The sequence below is a fragment of the Halopseudomonas pachastrellae genome, from assembly GCF_900114765.1.
Classification (GTDB): domain Bacteria; phylum Pseudomonadota; class Gammaproteobacteria; order Pseudomonadales; family Pseudomonadaceae; genus Halopseudomonas; species Halopseudomonas pachastrellae.
The window spans coordinates 53429-73802 of the sequence record NZ_FOUD01000005.1 but is presented as its reverse complement, the minus strand read 5'-3'; the positions used below and the strand labels follow the sequence as shown (position 1 = coordinate 73802).

At 63.4% G+C, this 20374-nt stretch carries 16 protein-coding genes and 1 riboswitch; of the genes, 14 read left to right on the top strand and 2 right to left on the bottom strand.

Annotation, left to right across the window (positions count from 1 at the left end; genetic code table 11):
* Positions 1–39: 39 nt before the first annotated feature.
* A riboswitch (guanidine-I (ykkC/yxkD leader) is annotated at positions 40–140 on the top strand.
* 52 nt (positions 141–192) lie between these two features.
* The 9 genes from BM116_RS05175 (at position 193) to BM116_RS05135 (ending at position 12175) form a co-directional block, all read left to right on the top strand.
* Entirely contained in the window at positions 193–1236 is a 1044-nt protein-coding gene (locus BM116_RS05175) for a putative urea ABC transporter substrate-binding protein (RefSeq protein WP_083728657.1), read from the top strand.
* A 45-nt stretch (positions 1237–1281) separates the two neighbouring features.
* Positions 1282–2100, top strand: coding sequence for an ABC transporter permease (locus BM116_RS05170; protein ID WP_083728656.1), 819 nt, complete (start codon positions 1282–1284; stop codon positions 2098–2100).
* The gene (locus BM116_RS05165; RefSeq protein ID WP_083728655.1) at positions 2100–2882 is read left to right on the top strand and encodes an ABC transporter ATP-binding protein; all 783 of its coding nucleotides are present in this window, start codon (positions 2100–2102) and stop codon (positions 2880–2882) included. Before BM116_RS05170 ends, BM116_RS05165 begins: the two co-directional genes overlap by 1 nt.
* A 26-nt stretch (positions 2883–2908) precedes the next feature.
* Complete coding sequence (locus BM116_RS05160) at positions 2909–3625, top strand: urea amidolyase associated protein UAAP1 (protein WP_083728654.1); 717 nt, start codon at positions 2909–2911, stop codon at positions 3623–3625.
* Between the two features lie 11 nt (positions 3626–3636).
* Positions 3637–4275 (top strand): urea amidolyase associated protein UAAP2, encoded by a 639-nt coding sequence (locus BM116_RS05155; RefSeq protein ID WP_083728653.1) that lies wholly within the window; start codon positions 3637–3639, stop codon positions 4273–4275.
* 221 nt (positions 4276–4496) lie between these two features.
* Entirely contained in the window at positions 4497–8111 is a 3615-nt protein-coding gene (gene uca, locus BM116_RS05150; protein ID WP_083728652.1) for an urea carboxylase, read from the top strand.
* Positions 8112–8255: 144 nt separating this feature from the next.
* The gene (locus BM116_RS05145; protein WP_083728651.1) at positions 8256–9689 is read left to right on the top strand and encodes an alanine/glycine:cation symporter family protein; all 1434 of its coding nucleotides are present in this window, start codon (positions 8256–8258) and stop codon (positions 9687–9689) included.
* Between the two features lie 57 nt (positions 9690–9746).
* A complete protein-coding gene (locus tag BM116_RS05140; RefSeq protein WP_083728650.1) occupies positions 9747–11150 on the top strand; it encodes an aspartate ammonia-lyase in 1404 nt (467 codons plus the stop codon).
* Positions 11147–12175 (top strand): asparaginase, encoded by a 1029-nt coding sequence (locus tag BM116_RS05135; protein WP_083728649.1) that lies wholly within the window; start codon positions 11147–11149, stop codon positions 12173–12175. Before BM116_RS05140 ends, BM116_RS05135 begins: the two co-directional genes overlap by 4 nt.
* A 3-nt stretch (positions 12176–12178) precedes the next feature.
* Here BM116_RS05135 and BM116_RS05130 read toward each other — a convergent pair whose 3' ends face one another.
* Positions 12179–13006: a helix-turn-helix transcriptional regulator gene (locus BM116_RS05130; RefSeq protein WP_083728648.1), complete on the bottom strand. Its 828-nt coding sequence runs from the start codon at positions 13004–13006 to the stop codon at positions 12179–12181.
* Positions 13007–13121: 115 nt separating this feature from the next.
* Here BM116_RS05130 and BM116_RS05125 point away from each other — a divergent pair, with 115 nt between their 5' ends.
* From BM116_RS05125 to BM116_RS05105, 5 genes are all read left to right on the top strand, one after another.
* Positions 13122–15026 (top strand): hypothetical protein, encoded by a 1905-nt coding sequence (locus BM116_RS05125; RefSeq protein WP_083728647.1) that lies wholly within the window; start codon positions 13122–13124, stop codon positions 15024–15026.
* Between the two features lie 191 nt (positions 15027–15217).
* Positions 15218–16804, top strand: a complete 1587-nt coding sequence (locus BM116_RS05120) for a peptide chain release factor 3 (RefSeq protein ID WP_083728646.1) — start codon at positions 15218–15220, stop codon at positions 16802–16804.
* Between the two features lie 238 nt (positions 16805–17042).
* Positions 17043–17825, top strand: a complete 783-nt coding sequence (locus tag BM116_RS05115) for a TatD family hydrolase (protein ID WP_090475034.1) — start codon at positions 17043–17045, stop codon at positions 17823–17825.
* Positions 17826–17933: 108 nt separating this feature from the next.
* Entirely contained in the window at positions 17934–18401 is a 468-nt protein-coding gene (locus BM116_RS05110) for a hypothetical protein (protein ID WP_083727901.1), read from the top strand.
* Positions 18402–18414: 13 nt separating this feature from the next.
* Positions 18415–19233, top strand: a complete 819-nt coding sequence (locus BM116_RS05105) for an SDR family oxidoreductase (protein WP_083727902.1) — start codon at positions 18415–18417, stop codon at positions 19231–19233.
* Positions 19234–19303: 70 nt separating this feature from the next.
* Here BM116_RS05105 and BM116_RS05100 read toward each other — a convergent pair whose 3' ends face one another.
* Positions 19304–20323, bottom strand: coding sequence for a Leu/Phe/Val dehydrogenase (locus BM116_RS05100; protein ID WP_083727903.1), 1020 nt, complete (start codon positions 20321–20323; stop codon positions 19304–19306).
* Positions 20324–20374 lie beyond the last annotated feature (51 nt).

Here is a 20374-nt window from a genome sequence, read left to right as displayed (position 1 = left end):
AGCGTTCGCACTCCGTACCACTGCGCAACACACAATTTGCAAATAGAGCGCTAGGGTTCCGGCCGCGGTAGCGGTGACTGGTCCGAGAGCACTCGACCTTTCAGACAAAGGTTACACGGCGGGATAAAAGCCCGGGAGACGATTGGCAACCCTGCCAGGAGTGCTCCACGTGACATTGACTGAGAGGTTCAAATGAAAAGATTCTCCGCCCTGCTGCTCAGCTCCATGCTGCTGTCGACCGCCGCCCAGGCACAGGACAGCTTCAAGGTCTGCTGGTCTATCTACGCTGGCTGGATGCCCTGGGCCTACGGCGCCGAGAGCGGCATCGTCAAAAAGTGGGCCGACAAGTACGACATCAACATTGATGTGGTGCAGATCAACGATTACATCGAGTCCATCAACCAGTACACCGTGGGCGAGTTCGACGCCTGCACCATGACCAACATGGACGCGCTGACCATCCCGGCCGCTGGCGGCGTCGACAGTACTGCGCTGATCGTCGGCGACTTCTCCAACGGCAACGACGGCATCGTGCTCAAGGGCGAAAGCGAGCTGGCCGCCATCAAGGGCCAGAACGTCAATCTGGTCGAGCTGAGCGTGTCCCACTATCTGCTGGCCCGCGCACTGGACTCAGTTGGCCTGAGCGAAGCCGACGTGCAGGTGGTCAACACCTCCGACGCCGACATGGTCGCCGTCTACGGCACCGACGACGTCACCTCGGTCGCCACCTGGAACCCGCTGCTGAGCGAAATCAGCCAACAGCCCAGCAGCACCGTGGTGTTCAACTCGGCGCAGATTCCGGGCGAGATCATCGACCTGCTGGTAATCAACACCGACACTCTCGCCGCCCACCCGGAACTGGGCAAGGCGCTGACCGGCGCCTGGTACGAAATCATGGCGACCATGAGCATCGACAGCGAGCAAGGCGTGGCCGCACGCAGCTACATGGCCGAAGCCTCCGGCACCGATCTGGCCGGTTATGAAGCGCAGCTCGCCGCGACCGAGATGTTCTACACCCCGGCCGCCGCGCTGGAGCTGACCAACAGCCCGCAACTCAAACAAACCATGCAGTACGTTGCCGAATTTTCCTTCGACCACGGCCTGCTCGGCGACGGCGCACCGGATGCCGGCTTTATCGGCGTGCAGATGCCCGCCGGCGACTACGGCGACAGCAGCAACCTGAAGCTGCGCTTTGACCCGACCTACATGCAGATGGCTGCCGACAACCAGCTCTGAGCCCAGAACCAGACAGGGCGCGAACTGGCGCCCAGCGGGATGCATATGAAGCGACTGATCAACCTCACACCGCCACCGGCCAGCAAACTGTTTCTGGGTTTGCTGCCGTTCGCCCTGCTGCTCTTGCTTTACGTAGTGGCCTCGGACGCGCGGCTGGCCGAAAACGCCAACGACAAGCTGCTGCCCGCCTTCAGCCAGATGGGCGCTGCCATTGACCGCATGGCGCTGGAGCCGAGCAAGCGCACCGGTGAATACCTGTTCTGGCAGGACACCGCCAGCAGCATGAAGCGACTCGGACTGGGTGTGCTGATCGCCGCAGCCATCGGTCTGGCGCTGGGGTTGTTTACCGGCTCCCTGCCGCTGGTCAACGCCGGTTTCAGCCCACTGCTGACCGTCGTGTCGCTGATTCCTCCGCTGGCGATCTTGCCGGTGCTGTTCATCCTGTTCGGGCTGGGTGAAGCCTCCAAGGTGATCCTGATTGCCATCGGCATCACCCCGTTCATTGCCCGCGACATCCAGCGCCGCACCCAGGAAATCCCCAGCGAGCAACTGGTCAAGGCGCAGACCCTCGGCGCCAACACCAGCCAGATCATGGTCCGCGTGCTGCTGCCGCAGCTGATGCCCAAGCTCATCGACGCTGTGCGCCTGTCGCTCGGTGCCGGCTGGCTGTTCCTGATCGCCGCCGAGGCCATCGCCGCAACCGACGGCCTCGGCTACCGCATCTTTCTGGTCCGCCGCTACATGTCGATGGACGTGATCCTGCCGTATGTCGCCTGGATCACCCTGCTGGCCTTCCTGTTCGACTGGCTGCTGGCGACCCTGTCGCGCCGCCTGTTCCCGTGGAACGCCCAAGGAGCCCACTGATGATTGAAGTAAAGAACGTCGGCAAGAGCTACGACGGCAACCCGGTGCTCGAACGCCTGAACGTCACCGTTCAAGAGGGCGAGTTTGTCACTCTGGTCGGTGCCTCCGGCTGCGGCAAGAGCACCTTTCTGAAGATGCTGCTGGGCACCGAATCACCCACCAGCGGCGAGCTGCTGCTCGACGGCAAGCCGATCGCCGATGAGCCCGGCCCGGATCGCGGCATCGTCTTCCAGCAGTACTCGGTGTTCCCGCACATGACCGTGCTGGAGAACGTCATGGCGGCCGTCGGCTTTGCCCAGCGCGGGCTGACCGGTTACCTGTTCGGCAGCAAGCGCAAGCAGGCCCGCCTGGATGCCGAAGCCATCCTCAAGGAGGTCGGCCTTGGCCACGCGCTGAAGAAGTACCCGCACGAGCTGTCTGGCGGCATGAAACAGCGTCTGGCGATTGCTCAGGCGCTGCTCGGCAAGCCGCGCATTCTGCTGCTGGACGAACCCTTCGGCGCACTCGACCCGGGCATCCGCGCCGACATGCATGAGCTGGTGCTGCGCCTGTGGCAGGAACACAAGCTGACCATCTTCATGGTCACCCACGACATCAAGGAAGGCTTTCATCTCGGCACCCGCCTGTGGGTGTTCGACAAGCTGCGACACGACCCGCACGCACCACAAGCCTACGGCGCAACCATCACCTATGACCTGCCGATCGACCACCGCGCCCGGCAGCCTGCGCCGCAAACCACCGAACAAACCATTGCCCCGCTGCTGGCCGAAGCCGCCAGCTGAGCCACCGAATCACGGAGACAAGGCAGATGACACTGACCACCTATACCACCGAAGTCGCCGGCGCCAGCCACTGGTCCCTGCGCGTGCGCAAGGGCACCCTGATGCGCCTGACCGACCTGGCTGGCGATGCCAACGTCGGCATGCTGTTCTACAACCCGGAAAACCTGCTGGAGCGCTACAACGCGCCAGACACCCTGAAGTGCCAACACACCTTCAAACTGACCCGCGGCAATTGCCTGTACTCCGACATGGGCCGCATCTTCGCCTCCATCGTTGAAGACGATCTGGGCTGGCACGAAAGCGTCTGTGGCAACAGCAACGCCGCTCAAGTAGCCGAGCGCTGGGGCGCACGCGACTATCAGAACGCCCGCAACGAATGGCACCAGAACGGCTACGACGCCTTTCTGGTCGAGCTGGCCAAGTACGGTCTGGGCCGCGCCGACATGGCCGCCAATCTCAACCTGTTCAGCAAGGTCGCCACCGACGACGAAGGCCGCATGCAACTGGTCTCCGGCCACAGCAAAGCCGGCAACCAGGTGGCCCTGCGCTTCGAAATGGACACCTTGGTGGTGCTGCACACCTGCCCGCATCCGCTCAGCAGCGCCGACAGCTACCCCTACAACCCGGTCCGCATCGAGCTGAGCCAGGCCGCGCCGGTCAGCGATGACGACTTCTGCCGCAACTTCCGCCCGGAAAACCAGCGCGGCTTCCAGAACAACGCCCTGTACCACCTGGGCAAGTAAGCGAGGACACCATGATCAAGCACAGCTCCCTGCTCCCCGAAAACGCCGCCTCGCGCACCACCATCGGCGCCGGCGATTACTCCATCGGCATCGTCAAGGCCGGCCAGACCCTGCGCCTGCTGGACCTGGAGGGCAATCAGGCCGCCGACACCCTGTTCTTTAGCGCCGCCAACCCGGTTGAGCGCTACAGCGCCACCGACACCATCCGCGAACAGGGCAACGTTTACCTGACCGCAGGTTCGGTGATTCGCTCGAACGAAAACAACCCGATGCTGGAAATCGTCGCCGACACCTGCGGCCGCCACGACACCCTCGGCGGCGCCTGCGCCAGCGAAAGCAACACCGTGCGCTACGACCTGGAAAAACGCTGCATGCACTCGTGCCGTGACAGCTGGATGCTGGCCGTGGCGGAGAACCCGCAATACGGCATCAGCAAGCGCGACATCACCCACAACATCAACTTCTTCATGAACGTGCCGGTGACCGCCGAGGGCGGCCTGACCTTTGAAGACGGCATCTCCGGCGCTGGCAAGTACGTCGAGCTGACTGCCCTGATGGACGTGGTGATCCTGATTTCCAACTGCCCGCAGCTGAACAATCCCTGCAACGGTTATAACCCGACGCCGGTTGAGCTCCTCGTCTGGGATTAAGGGAACCACGGAGAAGCTACCTGCGTTGCTGCTGCAGCGTTGAAACAGGCTCAAAATGCTCATTTACCCACTTGTAAACTGCGCTTTTTCGCCTGTTTCGCCTCGCATCAGCTGCCTCGCCAACGCTTCTCCGCGGTCCCCGTGAAACGTGACATTACATCTTCAGTGGACGGCCACTGTCGTAATCAGCTGCCTGGGACGGCCCGGCAAAGGCTAGCGAAATGTTCAACAAGGTTCTGATCGCCAACCGTGGCGCCATCGCCACCCGCATCATCCGCACCCTGCGCAACCTGGGTATCGGCTCCGTTGCCGTTTACGCCGAATGCGACGCCGACAGCCTGCACGTGCGGCTGGCCGACGAGGCCTACAGCCTCGGCGAAGGCGCTGCTGCCGATACCTACCTGCAGGTCGACAAGCTGCTGGCCATTGCCGCCGACACCGGCGCCCAGGCCATCCACCCCGGTTACGGTTTCCTCAGCGAGAACGCCAACTTCGTGCGCCGCTGCGAGGCCGCCGGTGTCGCCTTTATCGGCCCGACGCCCGAGCAGATGCTGGCCTTTGGTCTCAAGCACCGCGCCCGTGAGCTGGCCGAGCAGGCCAATGTGCCGCTGCTGCCGGGCACCGATCTGCTGACCGATCTGGCTGCTGCCAAAACCGAGGCTGCGCGGATCGGCTACCCGGTGATGCTCAAAAGCACGGCGGGCGGCGGCGGTATCGGCATGCAGCTGTGCCACAGCGAAGATGAACTGATCGGCGCCTTCGACAGCGTCAAGCGCCTCGGCGCCAGCAACTTTGCCGACGACGGCGTGTTCCTGGAAAAATTCATCGCCCGCGCCCGGCATATCGAGGTGCAAGTGTTTGCCGACGGCAAAGGCAACGCGCTGGCGCTCGGTGAGCGCGACTGCTCCAGCCAGCGCCGCAACCAGAAAGTAGTGGAAGAGTGCCCGGCACCGAACCTGAGCGACGCGGTACGCAGCGAGCTGCACGCCACTGCTGAAAAGCTGCTGTCCAGCGTCAGCTACCGCAACGCCGGCACCGTCGAGTTCATTTACGACGCCGACAGCCATCAGTTCTACTTCCTGGAAGTGAACACCCGCCTGCAGGTGGAGCACGGCGTTACCGAAGAGGTGTTCGGCGTTGATCTGGTCGAGTGGATGGTGCGTCTGGCCGCTGACGAAGAGCTGGAGCTGAACGCTCGCCGCGCCAACCTTGTACCCAAAGGCCACTCCATTCAGGTGCGCCTGTACGCCGAAGATCCGTTCCGCGACTTCCAGCCCTGCGCAGGCCTGCTGAGCGAAGTGGCCTTCCCTTCCGGTGACGGCATCCGCATCGACCACTGGATCGAATCCGGGCTTGAAGTCCCGCCCTACTTCGACCCGATGCTGGCCAAGGTCATCGTCCACGCCGAAGACCGCGCCGCCGCGCTGAGCAAACTGCAGAACACGCTGGACGCCACCCGCCTGTACGGCAGCGAAACCAACCTCGACTACCTGCGCGCGCTGACCCGCGACCCGGCGCTGCTGGCTGGTGAAGTCACCACCCGCTACCTCAACAGCTTCCGCTTCCAGCCAGCGCGCATCGACGTACTGGCTGGCGGCACCCAGACCACCATTCAGGACTTTCCGGGCCGCACCGGCAGTTGGGATGTTGGCGTGCCGCCGTCCGGCCCGTTCGACAGCTATGCCTTCCGCCTCGGCAACCGCCTGCTGAACAACCCGGCCGACGCCGCCGGGCTGGAAATCACCCTGCAAGGCCCGACTCTGCGCTTTGCCAGCGCCAGCCAGATCGTACTGAGCGGCGCCGCGATTGACGCCAAACTGGATGAGCAACCGATTGCCGCCTGGCAGGTCATCGACGTCGCTGCCGGTCAAACCCTGACCCTTGGCCGTATCAAGGAAGCCGGTGCCCGCGCCTATCTCGCGGTGCTCGGCGGCCTGCAATGCCCGGACTACCTCGGTTCCAAATCCACCTTCACCCTCGGTCAGTTTGGCGGCCACAACGGGCGCGCGCTGCGCACCGGTGATGTGCTGCACCTGAGCGCAGGCGTCAGCCCGGTTGCGCTTGCTGAAGTACCCGGCGAACTGCGCCCGGCGATCAGCAACCAGTGGGAGCTGCGGGTGATCTACGGCCCGCACGGCGCGCCGGATTTCTTCACCAGCAAGGACATCGACAGCTTCTTCGCTACCGACTGGGAGATTCACTACAACTCCAGTCGCACCGGCGTGCGCCTGATCGGCCCGAAACCGGAGTGGGCGCGTGAAGACGGCGGTGAAGCCGGTCTGCACCCCTCCAACATCCACGACAACGCCTACGCCTTCGGCACCGTCGACTTTACCGGCGACATGCCGGTGATCCTCGGCCCGGACGGCCCGTCGCTCGGCGGCTTCGTCTGCCCGGCAACCGTGATCACCGCCGATCTGTGGAAACTCGGCCAACTCCGCGCCGGCGACAAGGTGCGTTTTGTACCGGTCAGCATCGAGCAGGCGGTCGCGCTGGAAGCGGCGCAGATTCAGCAGATCGACGCGCTGGCAGCCGCACCGATTGACTGGCAGCCGGTCCCGGTCGACAGCCCGATCCTCAAGCGCCTGCCCGCCGAGCAGTTCGGTGACGAGATCGTCTACCGCGCCGCTGGCGACCACTTCCTGCTGGTCGAGTACGGCGAGCAAATGCTGGATATACGCCTGCGCTTCCGCGCCCATGCGTTGATGCAGTGGCTGCAGCAAAACCCGGTGGTCGGTCTGCGTGAGCTGACTCCGGGCATCCGCTCACTGCAGGTGCATTTCGACAGCCAGCAGCTGTCGCACAGCGCCCTGCTCGATCACCTGTTCAAAGCTGAACAGGCGCTGTCGGAACGCCTCAACGAACTGGCCGTACCCTCGCGCATCGTGCACATTCCGCTGTCCTGGGACGACGAGGCCTGCCAGCTGGCGATCGAAAAATACACTCAGTCGGTGCGCAAGAACGCGCCCTGGTGCCCGAGCAACCTGGAATTCATCCGCCGTATCAACGGGCTGGACAGCATCGACGACGTCAAGAAGGTGCTGTTCGAGGCGTCCTATCTGGTCATGGGCCTCGGTGACGTCTACCTCGGCGCGCCGGTGGCCACGCCGACGGACCCGCGCCACCGTCTGGTGACCACCAAGTACAACCCGGCGCGCACCTGGACCGCGGAAAACTCGGTCGGTATCGGCGGTTCCTACCTCTGCGTCTACGGCATGGAAGGCCCCGGCGGTTATCAGTTTGTCGGTCGTACCCTGCAGATGTGGAACCGCTATCGCCAGACCCGCGAATTCAGCAAGCCGTGGCTGCTGCGCTTCTTTGACCAGATCCGCTTTTATGAGGTCAGCCACGAGGAGCTGCAGCAGATTCGCCGCGACTTCCCGCAGGGCCGCTATCCGCTGCGCATCGAAGAAAGCCAGTTCAGCCTCGCCGAGCACGAAGCCTTCATCAACGACAACGCCGACGACATCGAAGCCTTCAAGCAGCAGCGCAACGCGGCCTTCGCCGAAGAGCTGCGCCAGTGGCACGCCAACGGCCAATTCAACTTCGAGAGCGAGGAGCTGGAGAGCAGCGACGAGGATGTCAGCTGGCCGGAAGACAGCGTCGGTGTCGACAGCCCGGTATCCGGCAGCCTGTGGCAGGCCGAGGTCAAGGTCGGCGACACGGTCAAGGCCGGCCAGACCCTGCTGATTCTGGAGTCCATGAAAATGGAAATCCCGCTGCAGGCGCCGTGTGACGGCGTGGTGACCCACGTGCTGCAGCAGCCGGGTGGCCGCGTGCAGGCCGGTCAGCCGCTGGTGGTGCTGCGCGACGAAGCATTGGACACCGTCGCCTGAGCAAAAAAGATGCTTTCTGGTGCTTTTAAAGCATCAGAAAGCATCATGTCGTATCAAGTTACAAACTCCCCAAGCGTGGTGTCACACGCTTCAATGAGCCTGCCCAATCCACAATAAAATTCGGCTCACCGAAAGGAGTTAGTCATGCTTTCCGCCCTCAGCGACCTGCTGTGGAGCAAGGTCCTCATTGCTCTGCTAGTCGGCATCGGTATCTGGTTCACCTTCGCTACCCGCTTCGTACAGTTTCGTTACTTCGGCAAGATGTTCGGCATTCTCACTGCCAACCATCATGAGGCGGACGGACGCCACCTCAGCTCCTTTCAAGCCCTGATCCTGTCGGTCGCTGGCCGCGTGGGCGGCGGCAACATCGCCGGCGTCGCGGTGGCTATCACTCTGGGTGGCCCCGGCGCCATCTTCTGGATGTGGGTTGTCGGCCTGATGGGCATGGCGACCAGCTTTATCGAATGTACCCTGGCGCAGGTCTATAAGACCGCCGAGCCAGACGGCGCCTACCGTGGCGGCCCGGCCCACTACATCGAACGCGGCCTGGGCAGTAACTGGAAGTGGCTGGCGGTGATCTATTCCATCCTGCTGCTGGTGACCTTTGGTATCGGCTTTATCGCGCTGCAATCCTATGCGGTCGCCACCTCCCTTAAGGATGCCTTCGATATTCCGCTGTACTACAGCGGCATTGGTCTGGCGCTGGTGGTTGGCCTGATCATCTTCGGCGGCGTTAAGCGTATCGCGCAGGTTGCCGAGGTGCTGGTGCCGATCATGGCGGGCGGTTACCTGCTGATCGCCATCGTGGTGCTGGGCCTGAACTTCACCGAGATTCCTGCCACCCTCAAACTGATCGTGGAAAGCGCCTTTGGTATTGGCCCGGTGGTCGGCGGCGGCATCGGCGCAGCGATCCTGATGGGCGTCAAACGCGGCCTGTTCTCCAACGAAGCGGGTCTCGGCAGCGCGCCCAACGTGGCAGCAGTCGCGTACGTACCGCACCCGGCCAATCAGGGCGTGGTGCAGTCGTTCTCGGTATTCATCGACACCATCATCCTGTGCACCTGTACCGCACTGATCATCCTGATGGGTACGGCCTACGATCCTAGCCTGACCGACTCCAGCCAGGGCGTTGCCCTGACCCAGGCCTCGCTGGCCACTCATATCGGTGAGTGGGGCCGCGTGTTCGTCAGTATCGCCATGCTGCTGTTCGGTTTCAGCACCGTGCTCTACAACTACTACCTGGGCGAGAACAGCGTCAGCTACCTGACCACCGGCCGCAGCAACGAATTCGTGATGAACGGTTTCCGCGTGGTGGTGATCTGCCTGTGCTGCCTGGGCGCGATCATGGATCTGGGCACCGTATTCGGCTTTGCCGACCTGACCATGGGCCTGTTGGCGCTGGTCAACCTGATTGCTCTGGCGCTGCTGTTCAAGACCGGCAAGCGCGTGCTCGGCGACTACGATCGTCAGCTCAAGAGCGGCAACAAGGTCCCGACCTTCCACGCCGAAGAATTCACCGATCTGAACCTGGACGCCGAGTCCTGGCCGGTCGCTGACAACAGTCGCAAACAACCCTGACACCACCTGAGAGCGCCGGGTCCTCCGGCGCTCCGTTTCCCTGCGGAAGCACACCCCATGAACACCCGCTCAGAATACGATCTGCTCGGTTATCTCGATGTACCCGCTGATGCCTGGTACGGCATCCAGACCCAACGCGCTGCCAACAACTTCGCCATTACCGGCGTGCCGATCTCCCATTTTCCGGAGCTGATCCGCGCACTGGCCATGGTCAAACAGGCAGCAGCACTGACCAACCACGATTTCGGCCTGCTCAACGCCACCAAGACCGAGGCGATTGTCTCGGCCTGCGAAGACATCGCCGCCGGTCAATATCTGGACCAGTTCATCGTTGATGTCATTCAAGGTGGCGCTGGCACCTCGACCAACATGAACGCCAACGAGGTGATCGCCAACGTTGCGCTGGCCAAGCTCGGTCATGCCCGCGGCGAGTACGCTCAGCTGCACCCCAACGATGACGTCAACCGGTCGCAGTCGACCAACGACGCCTACCCGACCGCTGCCTGCCTCGGCATTCAGTTTGCCGCTGACAACTTCGTCCCGGCGCTGGCCTCATTGAAAGCAGCACTGGAAGACAAGGGCCGCGAATTCGCCCACATCCTGAAGATGGGCCGCACCCAGCTGCAGGACGCGGTACCGATGACCCTGGGCCAGGAGTTCGACGCCTTTGCGGTGAACCTGGGTGAAGACATCGACCGCATCCGCGAAGCCTGCGCCCTGCTCTGTGAGGTCAACCTCGGCGGCACCGCCATCGGCACCGGGATCAACACGCCCGACGGGTATTCCGCCAAGGTCGTCGCACGGCTGGCCGAGGTGTCCGGCAAACCGCTGGTACCGGCCTGCAACCTGGTCGAGGCGACGTCCGACATGGGCGCTTTCGTATTCTTCTCCGGCATCCTCAAGCGCCTGGCGATCAAGCTGAGCAAAATGAGCAACGACCTGCGCCTGCTCTCCAGCGGCCCGCGTACCGGTCTGGGCGAGATCCAGCTGCCGCCGATGCAGCCCGGCTCCTCGATCATGCCGGGCAAGGTCAACCCGGTGATTCCCGAAGCCATGAACCAGACCGCGTATCAGGTGATCGCGTCAGATCTGGCGGTGACACTGGCGGCCGAGGCCGGGCAACTGCAGCTCAACGCGATGGAGCCGATGATCATCTACAACCTGCTCAATTCGTTGAAGATGCTCAAGGAAGCCTGCGAGATGCTCGAACACCGCTGCATTCGTGGCATCATCGCCAACGAGCAGGCGTGCGCCGCCCACGTCGACAACAGCATCGGTATCATTACCGCGCTGGTGCCCCATATCGGCTACAGCAACGCCTCCCGTATCGCCCACACGGCGCTGATGACCGGCAGCACGGTCAAGGCACTGATCATCGAGGAAAGCCTGATGAGCGAGTCAGAACTCAACCGCCTGCTGAGCCCGCAGTCCATGCTGGCTCCCCAGAAGAGCGCCTCATGACCGCCGAGGTTCTGATCCTGCATACCGGGGGCACCATCGGCATGGTGCCCGGCCCGAATGGGCTGGCACCCGCCCCCGGCCTGCAGCAGCGCATCGAACAGCAACTGGGTAGCAGTCTTGCGCTGCTGCCCAGCTTTGACCTGCTGGAAATCAGTCCGCTGATCGACAGCGCGGACCTGACGCCCGGCCACTGGCAGCAACTGGCCGCCCTGCTGGCCGAGCACTGGGATGGCTACCGCGGCTTCATCATTCTGCACGGCACCGACACCATGGCTTACAGCGCCGCGGCGCTGTCGTTCATGCTTGGCGCCAGCGAGCGCAACGTGCTGCTCACCGGCTCCCAAGTTCCGCTTGGACTGCCGCGCAGCGACGCGGTGGCGCACCTGCAGGCAGCGCTGCAGCTGGCAGCAGGCCCGCGTCTGGGTAATGTCGGATTGGTGTTCAACAACCGATTGCTCAACGGCAGCCGCCTGCGCAAAGTCAGCAGCCAACAGTTTCAAGCCTTCGACACGCCCAACGCCGCGCCGCTGGCCGAACTCAATATCCGCCCGCTGCTCCATCGCGAAAGACTGCTTGGTGAGCGTGTTGCCAGCCGCCATCCGCGCGAGGCCGCGGCGCTGAACTTCCAGCCGGGTGCGGTTGCCATGCTCTGTCTGCATCCCTCAATGCCGACCGCGCTGTACGACGCGGTTCTGGCCGACAACAACTGCAAAGCCGTGGTGCTGCAGAGCTTTGGCGCGGGCAACATTCCGAGCCGCGATCCGGCCTTCAATGCGTTCATCAAACGCGCTGCAGCCCGCGATAAGGTCGTAGTCAACGTGACCCAATGCCTGCAAGGCGGCATCAGCCCCGGTGCCTACGCGGCGAGCGCAGGGCTACAGGAGCAAGGCGTGCTGGACGGCGGCGACATGACGCCGGAAGCGGCGTTCTGCAAACTGCACTGGTTGCTGGCCGGCGGCCGCGACACCGCCGCCGTGATCCGCGACTGGGCACTCAACCTGAGCGACGAACGCACTCAGCTCTAAACGTTAGAATCGTGCCCGGAAGTGCCACTCGCCCGGGCCAATGTCATTGCGGATAGCCGCCCGGATATCCGCATCCAGCACCGGATCATCGCAGGCATACAACCCGCACAGCGCCAGCACCCGCTGGCGATCGACCTCTCGGCCCAGATACTCGTAGAGCACCCGGGTGCAGCACGGCACCCGCTCGCCGCTGCCGGAGACGCCGATGCGCAGCCCGGTCAGCCGATCCACCCGATTGCGGAACGACGGGTAGAGCACCGTCTGGGTCATCTCGAAATTGGTCAGGGTTTCATAGTCGGCAAGAAAGATTCGGTCCGACAGAAATTGCACCATGCCACGATACACCCCGTGAAACGGCTTGCTGCCCGGCCGCTCGCGAATCCGCTCGGTGCGCTGGTAGTAGGTCTTGCCTTCATGTTCTTCCAGACACACCAACGTGCGCAGAATGCTGCCGGGATAGGCCATCGACAGGTAGTACTCGAAGTAATAGCCCAGATACTTGTCCAGCCCGCTCTGACCGACCTGACTGAGTCTGGCCAGATACTCCTGCTCCAGCGAATCGGGCTGTGACGGTACCAAGGCAGGTCGCTCTGTCTGGTGCGGGCGCACCTGAATAAGCCGCTGGAACTGGCCGTGGGGAAGCAGTATCTCGTGCACCTCCACGCCGAAGAAGTCGCACAGCCGCCGCATGGTGCTGTCGGATGGACGGTTGACGCCGTTGAGATAGCGATTGAACTGCGGGCGATTGATACCCAGCCGGCGGCACACCTCGGCGGTGGACTTGTAGTAGCTGCACAGCAGCCGCAGATTGTCGCCAAAATCGTCGTGCATAGGGTTTCTCGCTTCAGGGTCTGTCGCCACGTCCCTACCCCCCTGTTTACGGGCTGCCCGGTAGGCAGGCACATGGCTAGCCTACCGGAACAACTACATGAATAGGGAGTGGGGCATGACCAATCATCCATGGAGCTACCTGAAACTACCAGGCACCCTGCTTGGCGCAGCGCTGCTGAGTGCCTGCCTGGGTGGTGGCGGCGGAGGTGGCGGTGGCAGTGACGGCGGTGGCGCAGCCGCCAGCGCTACCGTGAGCGGCACTGCCGCCACCGGCGCAGCCATTGTCAGCGGCACGGTCACGGCGGTCTGCGCAGACGGCTCCGGCTTTACCGATACCGTGACCACCGACACTGACGGCAGCTGGCGCGGCGAGATCAGCAATGCACAGGTGCTGCCCTGCGCCCTGCGCATCAACGGCGGTACGCCAAGCGTTACGCTCTACAGCCTGGCCACCGCGACCGGCAACGTGAACATCACACCGCTCACCGACCTGGCACTGGCCCTGCAGGTCAACGATCTGTCGGGGCAGAACCTGGCAGACTGGTTCAGTGCACCCAATGACGGTAGCGCCGACCTGGCAACCCTGGGCGCTCAGCTCAGCGCTGCGGCCGACGCCCTGCGCACCCTGCTCGACGCTGCCGGCTACACGCTGCCCGCCAGTTGGGGCGCCGGCTCCACCGCGCCGTTCAGCACCGCGTTTACACCGGACCCGAACAGCGACCCCTATGATCAGTTGCTTGAGGCCCTGGCCCAGGCAATTAGCGATAACCCCAACCTGAGCGACTACAACGCACTGGTCAGCTCCTTGCTCGGCGGCGCCAGCATGCCGGCAGCGCCCGGCTCGCAAAGTGGTGGCGGCAGCGTTCCGGCAACCTTGAACAGCGCACTGGTCGGCAGTCTGGATCTGGTCTTCAAACAAGGCAGCGGTGCCGGCTGCGGTAGCGTCTGCGCCTTCAGCGAAGATCAGGCCGTCAGCGTGGTACTGGGCGCCGACAACAGCCTGACCATCAACGGCAAGACCCTGACCAACCCGATCCACCGCATTCTTGGCGACAGCCCGCATCTGCCGGAAATCATCTGGCAGGACGGCAACATCGACTACGCCCTGAGCGACAACGAGGTTGGGCATTTCAACGAGATCAACGTGGGTGATCTGAGCAATAGCAGCGGGCCGTTCAACACCCCGGCCTTCCTCGGTCAGCTACGCGTCGAGCAACCGGTCAACCCCGCAGCTACCGCTGTTGGCGCGCTGGCAGGCACCTACACACCGACCTTCGTCAACCGCAGCGCCCGCTTTGACGCCACCGCACTGGCACTGGGCGATCAGGCGCAGGTACTGGTGCAGAGCAACGGCGTGGTGAGCATTGAAGACTTTGAGTTTGACCCGAGCGACCCAACCTTCAATTTCTGGGACGGCAGCAACTCGCCCTACCAGAACACACCGGTGTACCAGCTCACCGTCAAGCCCAGCGAGGATGTGACCCACACCTTGACCGCAACACTCGACCAGCAGCGCAAAACCCCGGTCGCCTGGCGCGTTGCCGTGACCACCCGCATCGGCTCCGGCGCCTACAGCAACAGCTACATGGACCTGGAGGACCGCCCGCTGGCACCGGAAATCACCACCCTGTTCCAGGCCCTGCAGGCGCGCAGCCCGATCACCCTGACCGGTTTTGTCGACAGCACACTGCAATCAGGCTTTACCCTCTGCGAAGAAGTTGACCTGAGCATCGAAGGCGACGGCAGCATCGCCGATCCGTGGCGCTACGACCTTAACCCCAAGGGCGTTACCACACCCGGCATCAGCAACGGCCAGAAAGGCACTGAAACCTTCAGCCTGCGCAACGCCTACTACGCAGCTGAAAGCAACGGTGAACGTGCAGCCCTGGAGCGTTTGCAGATCCTGCTGCGCGACGACGGCGAGGTTGAGCTGCAGCAGTTCAACGGCGGCATCATCCGCGATCAGGCCAGCACCGACCCGACGCAGATTGCCACCGCCAACTGCGAGGCCTTCCAGTAACCCCTGAATGGCTGCCGGCAGGCGGCTAAACGATAAGGCAACAGACCCTCACGCCGGCGGGCCCCACCCGCCGGCTTTTCCCTTTGTCATCCCCCGGTTGATCGGCGACAATACGCAGCCAATTTTCTTGCCGGGCCGCAGCGCGCTTAAGCGTGCCACCATCGCGCCCCGCCAACTGCTCAGTAGCCGACATGTCCAACGCCATTGAAAAAGAAGTCGCCAAGCGGCGCACCTTCGCCATCATCTCCCACCCGGATGCGGGTAAGACCACCATCACCGAGCGCCTGCTGCTGATGGGCCAGGCGATCAGCGTGGCCGGTACGGTCAAGTCGCGCAAATCCGACCGCCACGCCACCTCCGACTGGATGGCGATGGAAAAGGAGCGGGGCATTTCGGTGACCACCTCGGTGATGCAGTTCCCCTATCGCGACGCCATGGTCAACCTGCTCGACACCCCCGGCCACGAAGACTTCTCGGAAGACACCTACCGCACCCTGACCGCGGTGGACTCGGCGCTGATGGTGCTGGACGGCGGTAAGGGTGTTGAGCCGCGTACCATTGCGCTGATGGACGTGTGCCGTCTGCGCGACACGCCCATCGTCAGCTTCGTCAACAAACTCGACCGCGACATCCGCGACCCGATCGAGCTGCTCGACGAGATCGAAGCGGTCCTGAACATCAAGGCCGCGCCGATCACCTGGCCGATTGGCTGCTACCGCGACTTCAAGGGCGTGTATCACCTGGCTGACGACAAGATCATCGTCTATGTGCCGGGCCACGGCCACGAGCGCACCGAGCAGCAGGTCATCGACGGCCTGGACTCCGACGAAGCCCGCGCGCACCTGGGCGACCTGTACGACAACTTCGTTGAAGAGCTGGAACTGGTGCAGGGCGCCTGCCACGAGTTTGATCAGGACGCCTTCATCAAGGGCGAGATGACACCGGTATTCTTTGGTACCGCACTGGGTAACTTCGGTGTTGATCAGGTGCTGGACGCTATCGTCGACTGGGCACCGCGCCCGCAGCCGCGCGCCAGCCACGAGCGTGACGTGCAGCCGACCGAAGCGCCCTTCACCGGTTTTGTGTTCAAGATTCAGGCGAACATGGACCCGAAACACCGCGACCGTATTGCCTTCGTGCGTATCTGCTCCGGCCGCTACGAAAAGGGCATGAAGCTGCACCACGTGCGCACCGGCAAGGAAGTGCGCATCGCCGACGCGCTGACCTTCTTCGCCGCCGAACGTGAGCACCTGGAAGAAGCCTGGGCCGGCGACATAATCGGTCTGCACAACCACGGCACCATCCAGATCGGCGACACCTTCACCGAAGGCGAGAAGATCGGCTTCACCGGCATCCCGCACTTTGCCCCGGAACTGTTCCGCCGCGTACGCCTGAAAGACCCGCTGAAATCCAAGCAGCTGCGCCAGGGCCTGCAGGAACTGGCCGAGGAAGGCGCCACCCAGGTGTTCTTCCCCGAGCGCAACAACGACATCATCCTGGGTGCAGTCGGTGTGCTGCAGTTCGACGTGGTGGCAGAGCGCCTGAAGCAGGAATACAAGGTCGAGTGCATCTACGAGCCGGTCAACGTCTGGTCAGCGCGTTGGGTCGAATCCAGTGATCGCAAGAAACTGGACGAGTTCAGCAACAAGGCCACCGATAACCTCGCCGTCGACGGCGGCGGCCACCTGACCTATCTGGCTCCAACGCGCGTCAACCTGAGCCTGACCGAAGAACGCTGGCCGGAAATCAGCTTCCGCGCGACGCGAGAGCATCACTGAGCGGCGTAGCCGCGCAGTGATGCTCAGCTGGAAGCTGGAAGCTGGAAGCTGGAAGCTGGAAGCTGGAAGCGTCTTCAGCATGAGCTCGACGTAAACCGCGTCAAGGTAAAGCCCGGTTGAGAGCTGCAGTCTCCAACACCTCGGACTGCTTCAAGCTTCAAGCCTTCAGCTTCCAGCCGCGTCCGGCCCAGCCGGACGCCTGCTTGCCTATCAAGGCAAGCAGGCGTAGCGTCCCCCCATGCCCTACATCGACACCCACACCCACCTCGACTTTGCCGCCTTTGACCCTGATCGTGATCAGGTGCTGAGTGATTGCGCGCGGCTGGGTGTGGAGCGGCTGGTGGTGCTGGGTGTCACCCGCAGTAACTGGCAGGCGGTCTGGCAGATGTGCAAGCAACATACCAGCCTGTACGCCGCCTTTGGCCTGCACCCCATGTTCATGGCCGAGCATGCCGCTGAGCACGTGACCGCGTTGCAGCAGTGCCTGGCCGAGCGGCTGGGGGACGCGCGCTGCTGCGCGGTGGGGGAATTTGGGCTGGACTACTGGCACAAAGGCACAGACCGGGCGGCGCAGCAGCAGCTGTTTGAGGCGCAGTTGCAGCTGGCGGTGGAGTATCAGTTGCCCAGTTTGCTGCATGTTCGCAAGGCCCATGCTGACGTGATCGCCACACTCAAGCGCTATCGCCCGGCGCGTGGTGGCATCATCCATGCCTTTAGCGGCAGCTCGGAGGAAGCACGCGAGTACCACAAACTCGGCTTCAAGCTGGGCCTGGGCGGCGCAGCTACCTGGCCGCAGGCAACCCGACTGCGCCAGACCATTGCACAGCTGCCCGGTGAGCAACTGGTGCTGGAGACAGACAGCCCGGATATGGCCCCCGCCTTCCACGCCCACCAGCGCAACAGCCCCGCCCTGCTGCCGCAGATCGCGGCGCAGCTGGCAGCATTGCGGGGCGAGTCAGTGGCGCAGTTCAGCGCGCGCTGCTGGCAGAACAGTTGCGAGCTGTTTCAATGGTCCGCCTGACCCGACGAGGTTTGATAGGCTGATCACTAAGCGGTATACAGGTGCCCTCACAGTCCCGACACGTCGTACACTGCTACTGCGTCCCGACGCTGCAACAAGGAGCTATTCATGCCCTACGGCATTGCGCTGTTTCTGATCTGGCTGGTATTGCTGCTGCGCTTTCCCCGCGTCATGCTGCCGGTCAGCGGTATTGTCGCCGCCCTCGGTCTGCTGCTTGCGGCGGTGATGGGCGTGCTGCAATGGCAACAGGGCCAGCGTATCGAGAAGCTGGCATTTGAGCTGCAGTACCAGCCCGAGAGCTGCCCGTTCGGTCAGCCGCTGTTTGTCAGCATCCGCAATCACGGCGAGCGCACCGCACGCAATATCAGCTGGCAGCTGTGGGCCAGCCAGAGCGGATACAATTCGAACCTGGTCGATGTGGCCAGTAACGACCAACGTTTCAACCTGGGTATTGAGCTGCAACCCGGTGCCGACACCCAGGCGTGCTACAGCCTGCCGCGGCTGCGGCGCGGCTATCGCGAGAGCGAACTGGAATACCGGGCCGACGCGGTACGCGCGGACTTCATCAAAGAATAACAAGGAGCAAAGCATGACCAAGCCCGTAGCACTGATCACCGGCTGTTCATCCGGCATCGGCCAGGCGCTGGCCCTGGCCTGCCTAGAAGCCGACTATCAGGTATTTGCTGCGGCGCGCCGCATCGAAACCCTGGACCCACTGACCGCCAAGGGCGCGATCGCCATCGCCCTGGACGTCAACGACCCGCAACAACGCCAGCAGTGCGTCGAGCAGATTCGCAGCCAGGCAGGTCGGCTGGATCTGCTGGTCAATAACGCCGGCTACGGCGCCATGGGCCCCCTCCTGGACGCCGACCGCGACACCCTGCTGAAACAGTTCGACACCAACGTCTTTGCGCCGCTGCAACTGGTGCGCGACAGCGCGGATCTGCTGCGCACTGCCAAGGGACTGATCGTCAACATCGGCAGTGTCTCGGGCGTCACTACCACGCCCTTCTCCGGCGTCTACTGCGCGTCCAAGGCAGCGCTGCACGCCATCTCCGACGCTCTGCGCCTGGAGCTGCACCCCTTCGGCATTCAGGTGCTGAACGTCATGCCCGGTGCCATCGCCTCGGATTTTGGCAACAACGCTACCGCAGCCATCACCATGGCAGAGACATCCTGGTTCAAACCCTGGGAAAAGGCGGTGCAGGCACGCGCCAAAGCGTCGCAAAATGCACGTTCAACCAGCGCAACCGACTTTGCCACCGAGCTACTCGGCTACATCCGCAACCCGGTGCGCCCGGAAAATGCGCTGATCGGCTCGGGCGCGCGCAGCATGGTGCGCCTGAAGCGCTGGCTGCCCACCTCGATTCTGGACAAGCGCCTGCGCAAGCGTTTCAAGCTCGAATAGCAGACGGCGCCCCGCTCAACGCACCAAAAGCGCTGGAACAGGTGCTGTTCCAGCGCTTTTGTATGCGTGGCTAGGCGTAGAGGATCTCTTCTGCCTGCCGGTCAGCGACCTCGGCCGGCGACCGGCCCTCGGCGCGGCTCTGTGCAAAGATGCTATCGAGCCGCTCACCGATGCCCTTTACCCGCCCGGCAATCTCCCCGGCATCGACACCACGGTGGGTCAGCGCCACGTGCAGCAAGCCGCCGGCATTGATCACATAGTCAGGGGTGTACAGGATGCCGCGGGCCGCCAGTTGCTCGGCCAGCTCCGGCTCCACCAACTGGTTATTGGCGGCACCAGCAATCACGGCGCAGCGCAGCAAGGCCGCACTGCGCTGACTGATCGCGCCACCCAGGCCACAGGGCGCAAACAGATCGCACGGCGTTTCATACACCGCCTCCGGCGCCAAGGGTTGCGCGCCCAACTCCTCTGCCGCCAGCCGCACCTTGCCCTGATCCAGGTCGGCCACCAGCAACTCGGCGCCTTCGGCCTGCAATAGCTCGGCCAGCGCATAGCCGACATTACCCAGACCCTGCAGCACAACCCTGACCCCGGCCAGCGACGACTGTCCCAGGCGCGCGTTGACGGCTGAGCGCATGCCGGCCAAGACGCCGAGGGCGGTGTGGGGGGACGGATCGCCGGCGTGGGTGGTACTGGTGACGTGTGCGGTGTGCTGGGCAATGCAGTCCATGTCGGCGCTGCTGGTGCCACTGTCGACCGCGGTGATATAGCCGCCGCGCAGTGACTCGATGCAGCGGCCAAAGGCCTCGAACAGAGCGGCCCGGTCAGCCACGTGAGGCTGCCGCAGAATAACCGCCTTGCCACCACCCTGCTCCAGCCCGGCCAGCGCCGCCTTGTAGCTCATGCCCCTGGCCAGACGCATGGCATCGGCAAGGGCGTCGTCCAGCGAGTTATAGGCCAGGTAGCGACAGCCGCCCAACGCCGGGCCGAGCTTTGTGTTGTGAATGGCGACCACCGCTTCCAGCCCGGTTGCCGGGTCGCTGTACAGGTGCAGCGCTTCCATTCGCTCTGACCGCATGGCTGCAAACATGTATGCTCTCCCACCTTTCAGAGTGTCTGAACAGGCAATTGCGAAGCGACC

Bases quoted from the DNA above. Each gene is read 5' to 3' on its own strand.
- BM116_RS05165 (WP_083728655.1), top strand. From the start codon at position 2,100: ATGATTGAAGTAAAGAACGTCGGCAAGAGCTACGACGGCAACCCGGTG.
- BM116_RS05155 (WP_083728653.1), top strand. From the start codon at position 3,637: ATGATCAAGCACAGCTCCCTGCTCCCCGAAAACGCCGCCTCGCGCACC.
- BM116_RS05170 (WP_083728656.1), top strand. From the start codon at position 1,282: ATGAAGCGACTGATCAACCTCACACCGCCACCGGCCAGCAAACTGTTT.
- BM116_RS05145 (WP_083728651.1), top strand. From the start codon at position 8,256: ATGCTTTCCGCCCTCAGCGACCTGCTGTGGAGCAAGGTCCTCATTGCT.
- BM116_RS05175 (WP_083728657.1), top strand. From the start codon at position 193: ATGAAAAGATTCTCCGCCCTGCTGCTCAGCTCCATGCTGCTGTCGACC.
- BM116_RS05100 (WP_083727903.1), bottom strand. From the start codon at position 20,323: ATGTTTGCAGCCATGCGGTCAGAGCGAATGGAAGCGCTGCACCTGTAC.
- BM116_RS05125 (WP_083728647.1), top strand. From the start codon at position 13,122: ATGACCAATCATCCATGGAGCTACCTGAAACTACCAGGCACCCTGCTT.
- BM116_RS05115 (WP_090475034.1), top strand. From the start codon at position 17,043: ATGCCCTACATCGACACCCACACCCACCTCGACTTTGCCGCCTTTGAC.
- BM116_RS05135 (WP_083728649.1), top strand. From the start codon at position 11,147: ATGACCGCCGAGGTTCTGATCCTGCATACCGGGGGCACCATCGGCATG.
- BM116_RS05105 (WP_083727902.1), top strand. From the start codon at position 18,415: ATGACCAAGCCCGTAGCACTGATCACCGGCTGTTCATCCGGCATCGGC.
- BM116_RS05120 (WP_083728646.1), top strand. From the start codon at position 15,218: ATGTCCAACGCCATTGAAAAAGAAGTCGCCAAGCGGCGCACCTTCGCC.
- BM116_RS05130 (WP_083728648.1), bottom strand. From the start codon at position 13,006: ATGCACGACGATTTTGGCGACAATCTGCGGCTGCTGTGCAGCTACTAC.
- BM116_RS05140 (WP_083728650.1), top strand. From the start codon at position 9,747: ATGAACACCCGCTCAGAATACGATCTGCTCGGTTATCTCGATGTACCC.
- BM116_RS05110 (WP_083727901.1), top strand. From the start codon at position 17,934: ATGCCCTACGGCATTGCGCTGTTTCTGATCTGGCTGGTATTGCTGCTG.
- uca (WP_083728652.1), top strand. From the start codon at position 4,497: ATGTTCAACAAGGTTCTGATCGCCAACCGTGGCGCCATCGCCACCCGC.
- BM116_RS05160 (WP_083728654.1), top strand. From the start codon at position 2,909: ATGACACTGACCACCTATACCACCGAAGTCGCCGGCGCCAGCCACTGG.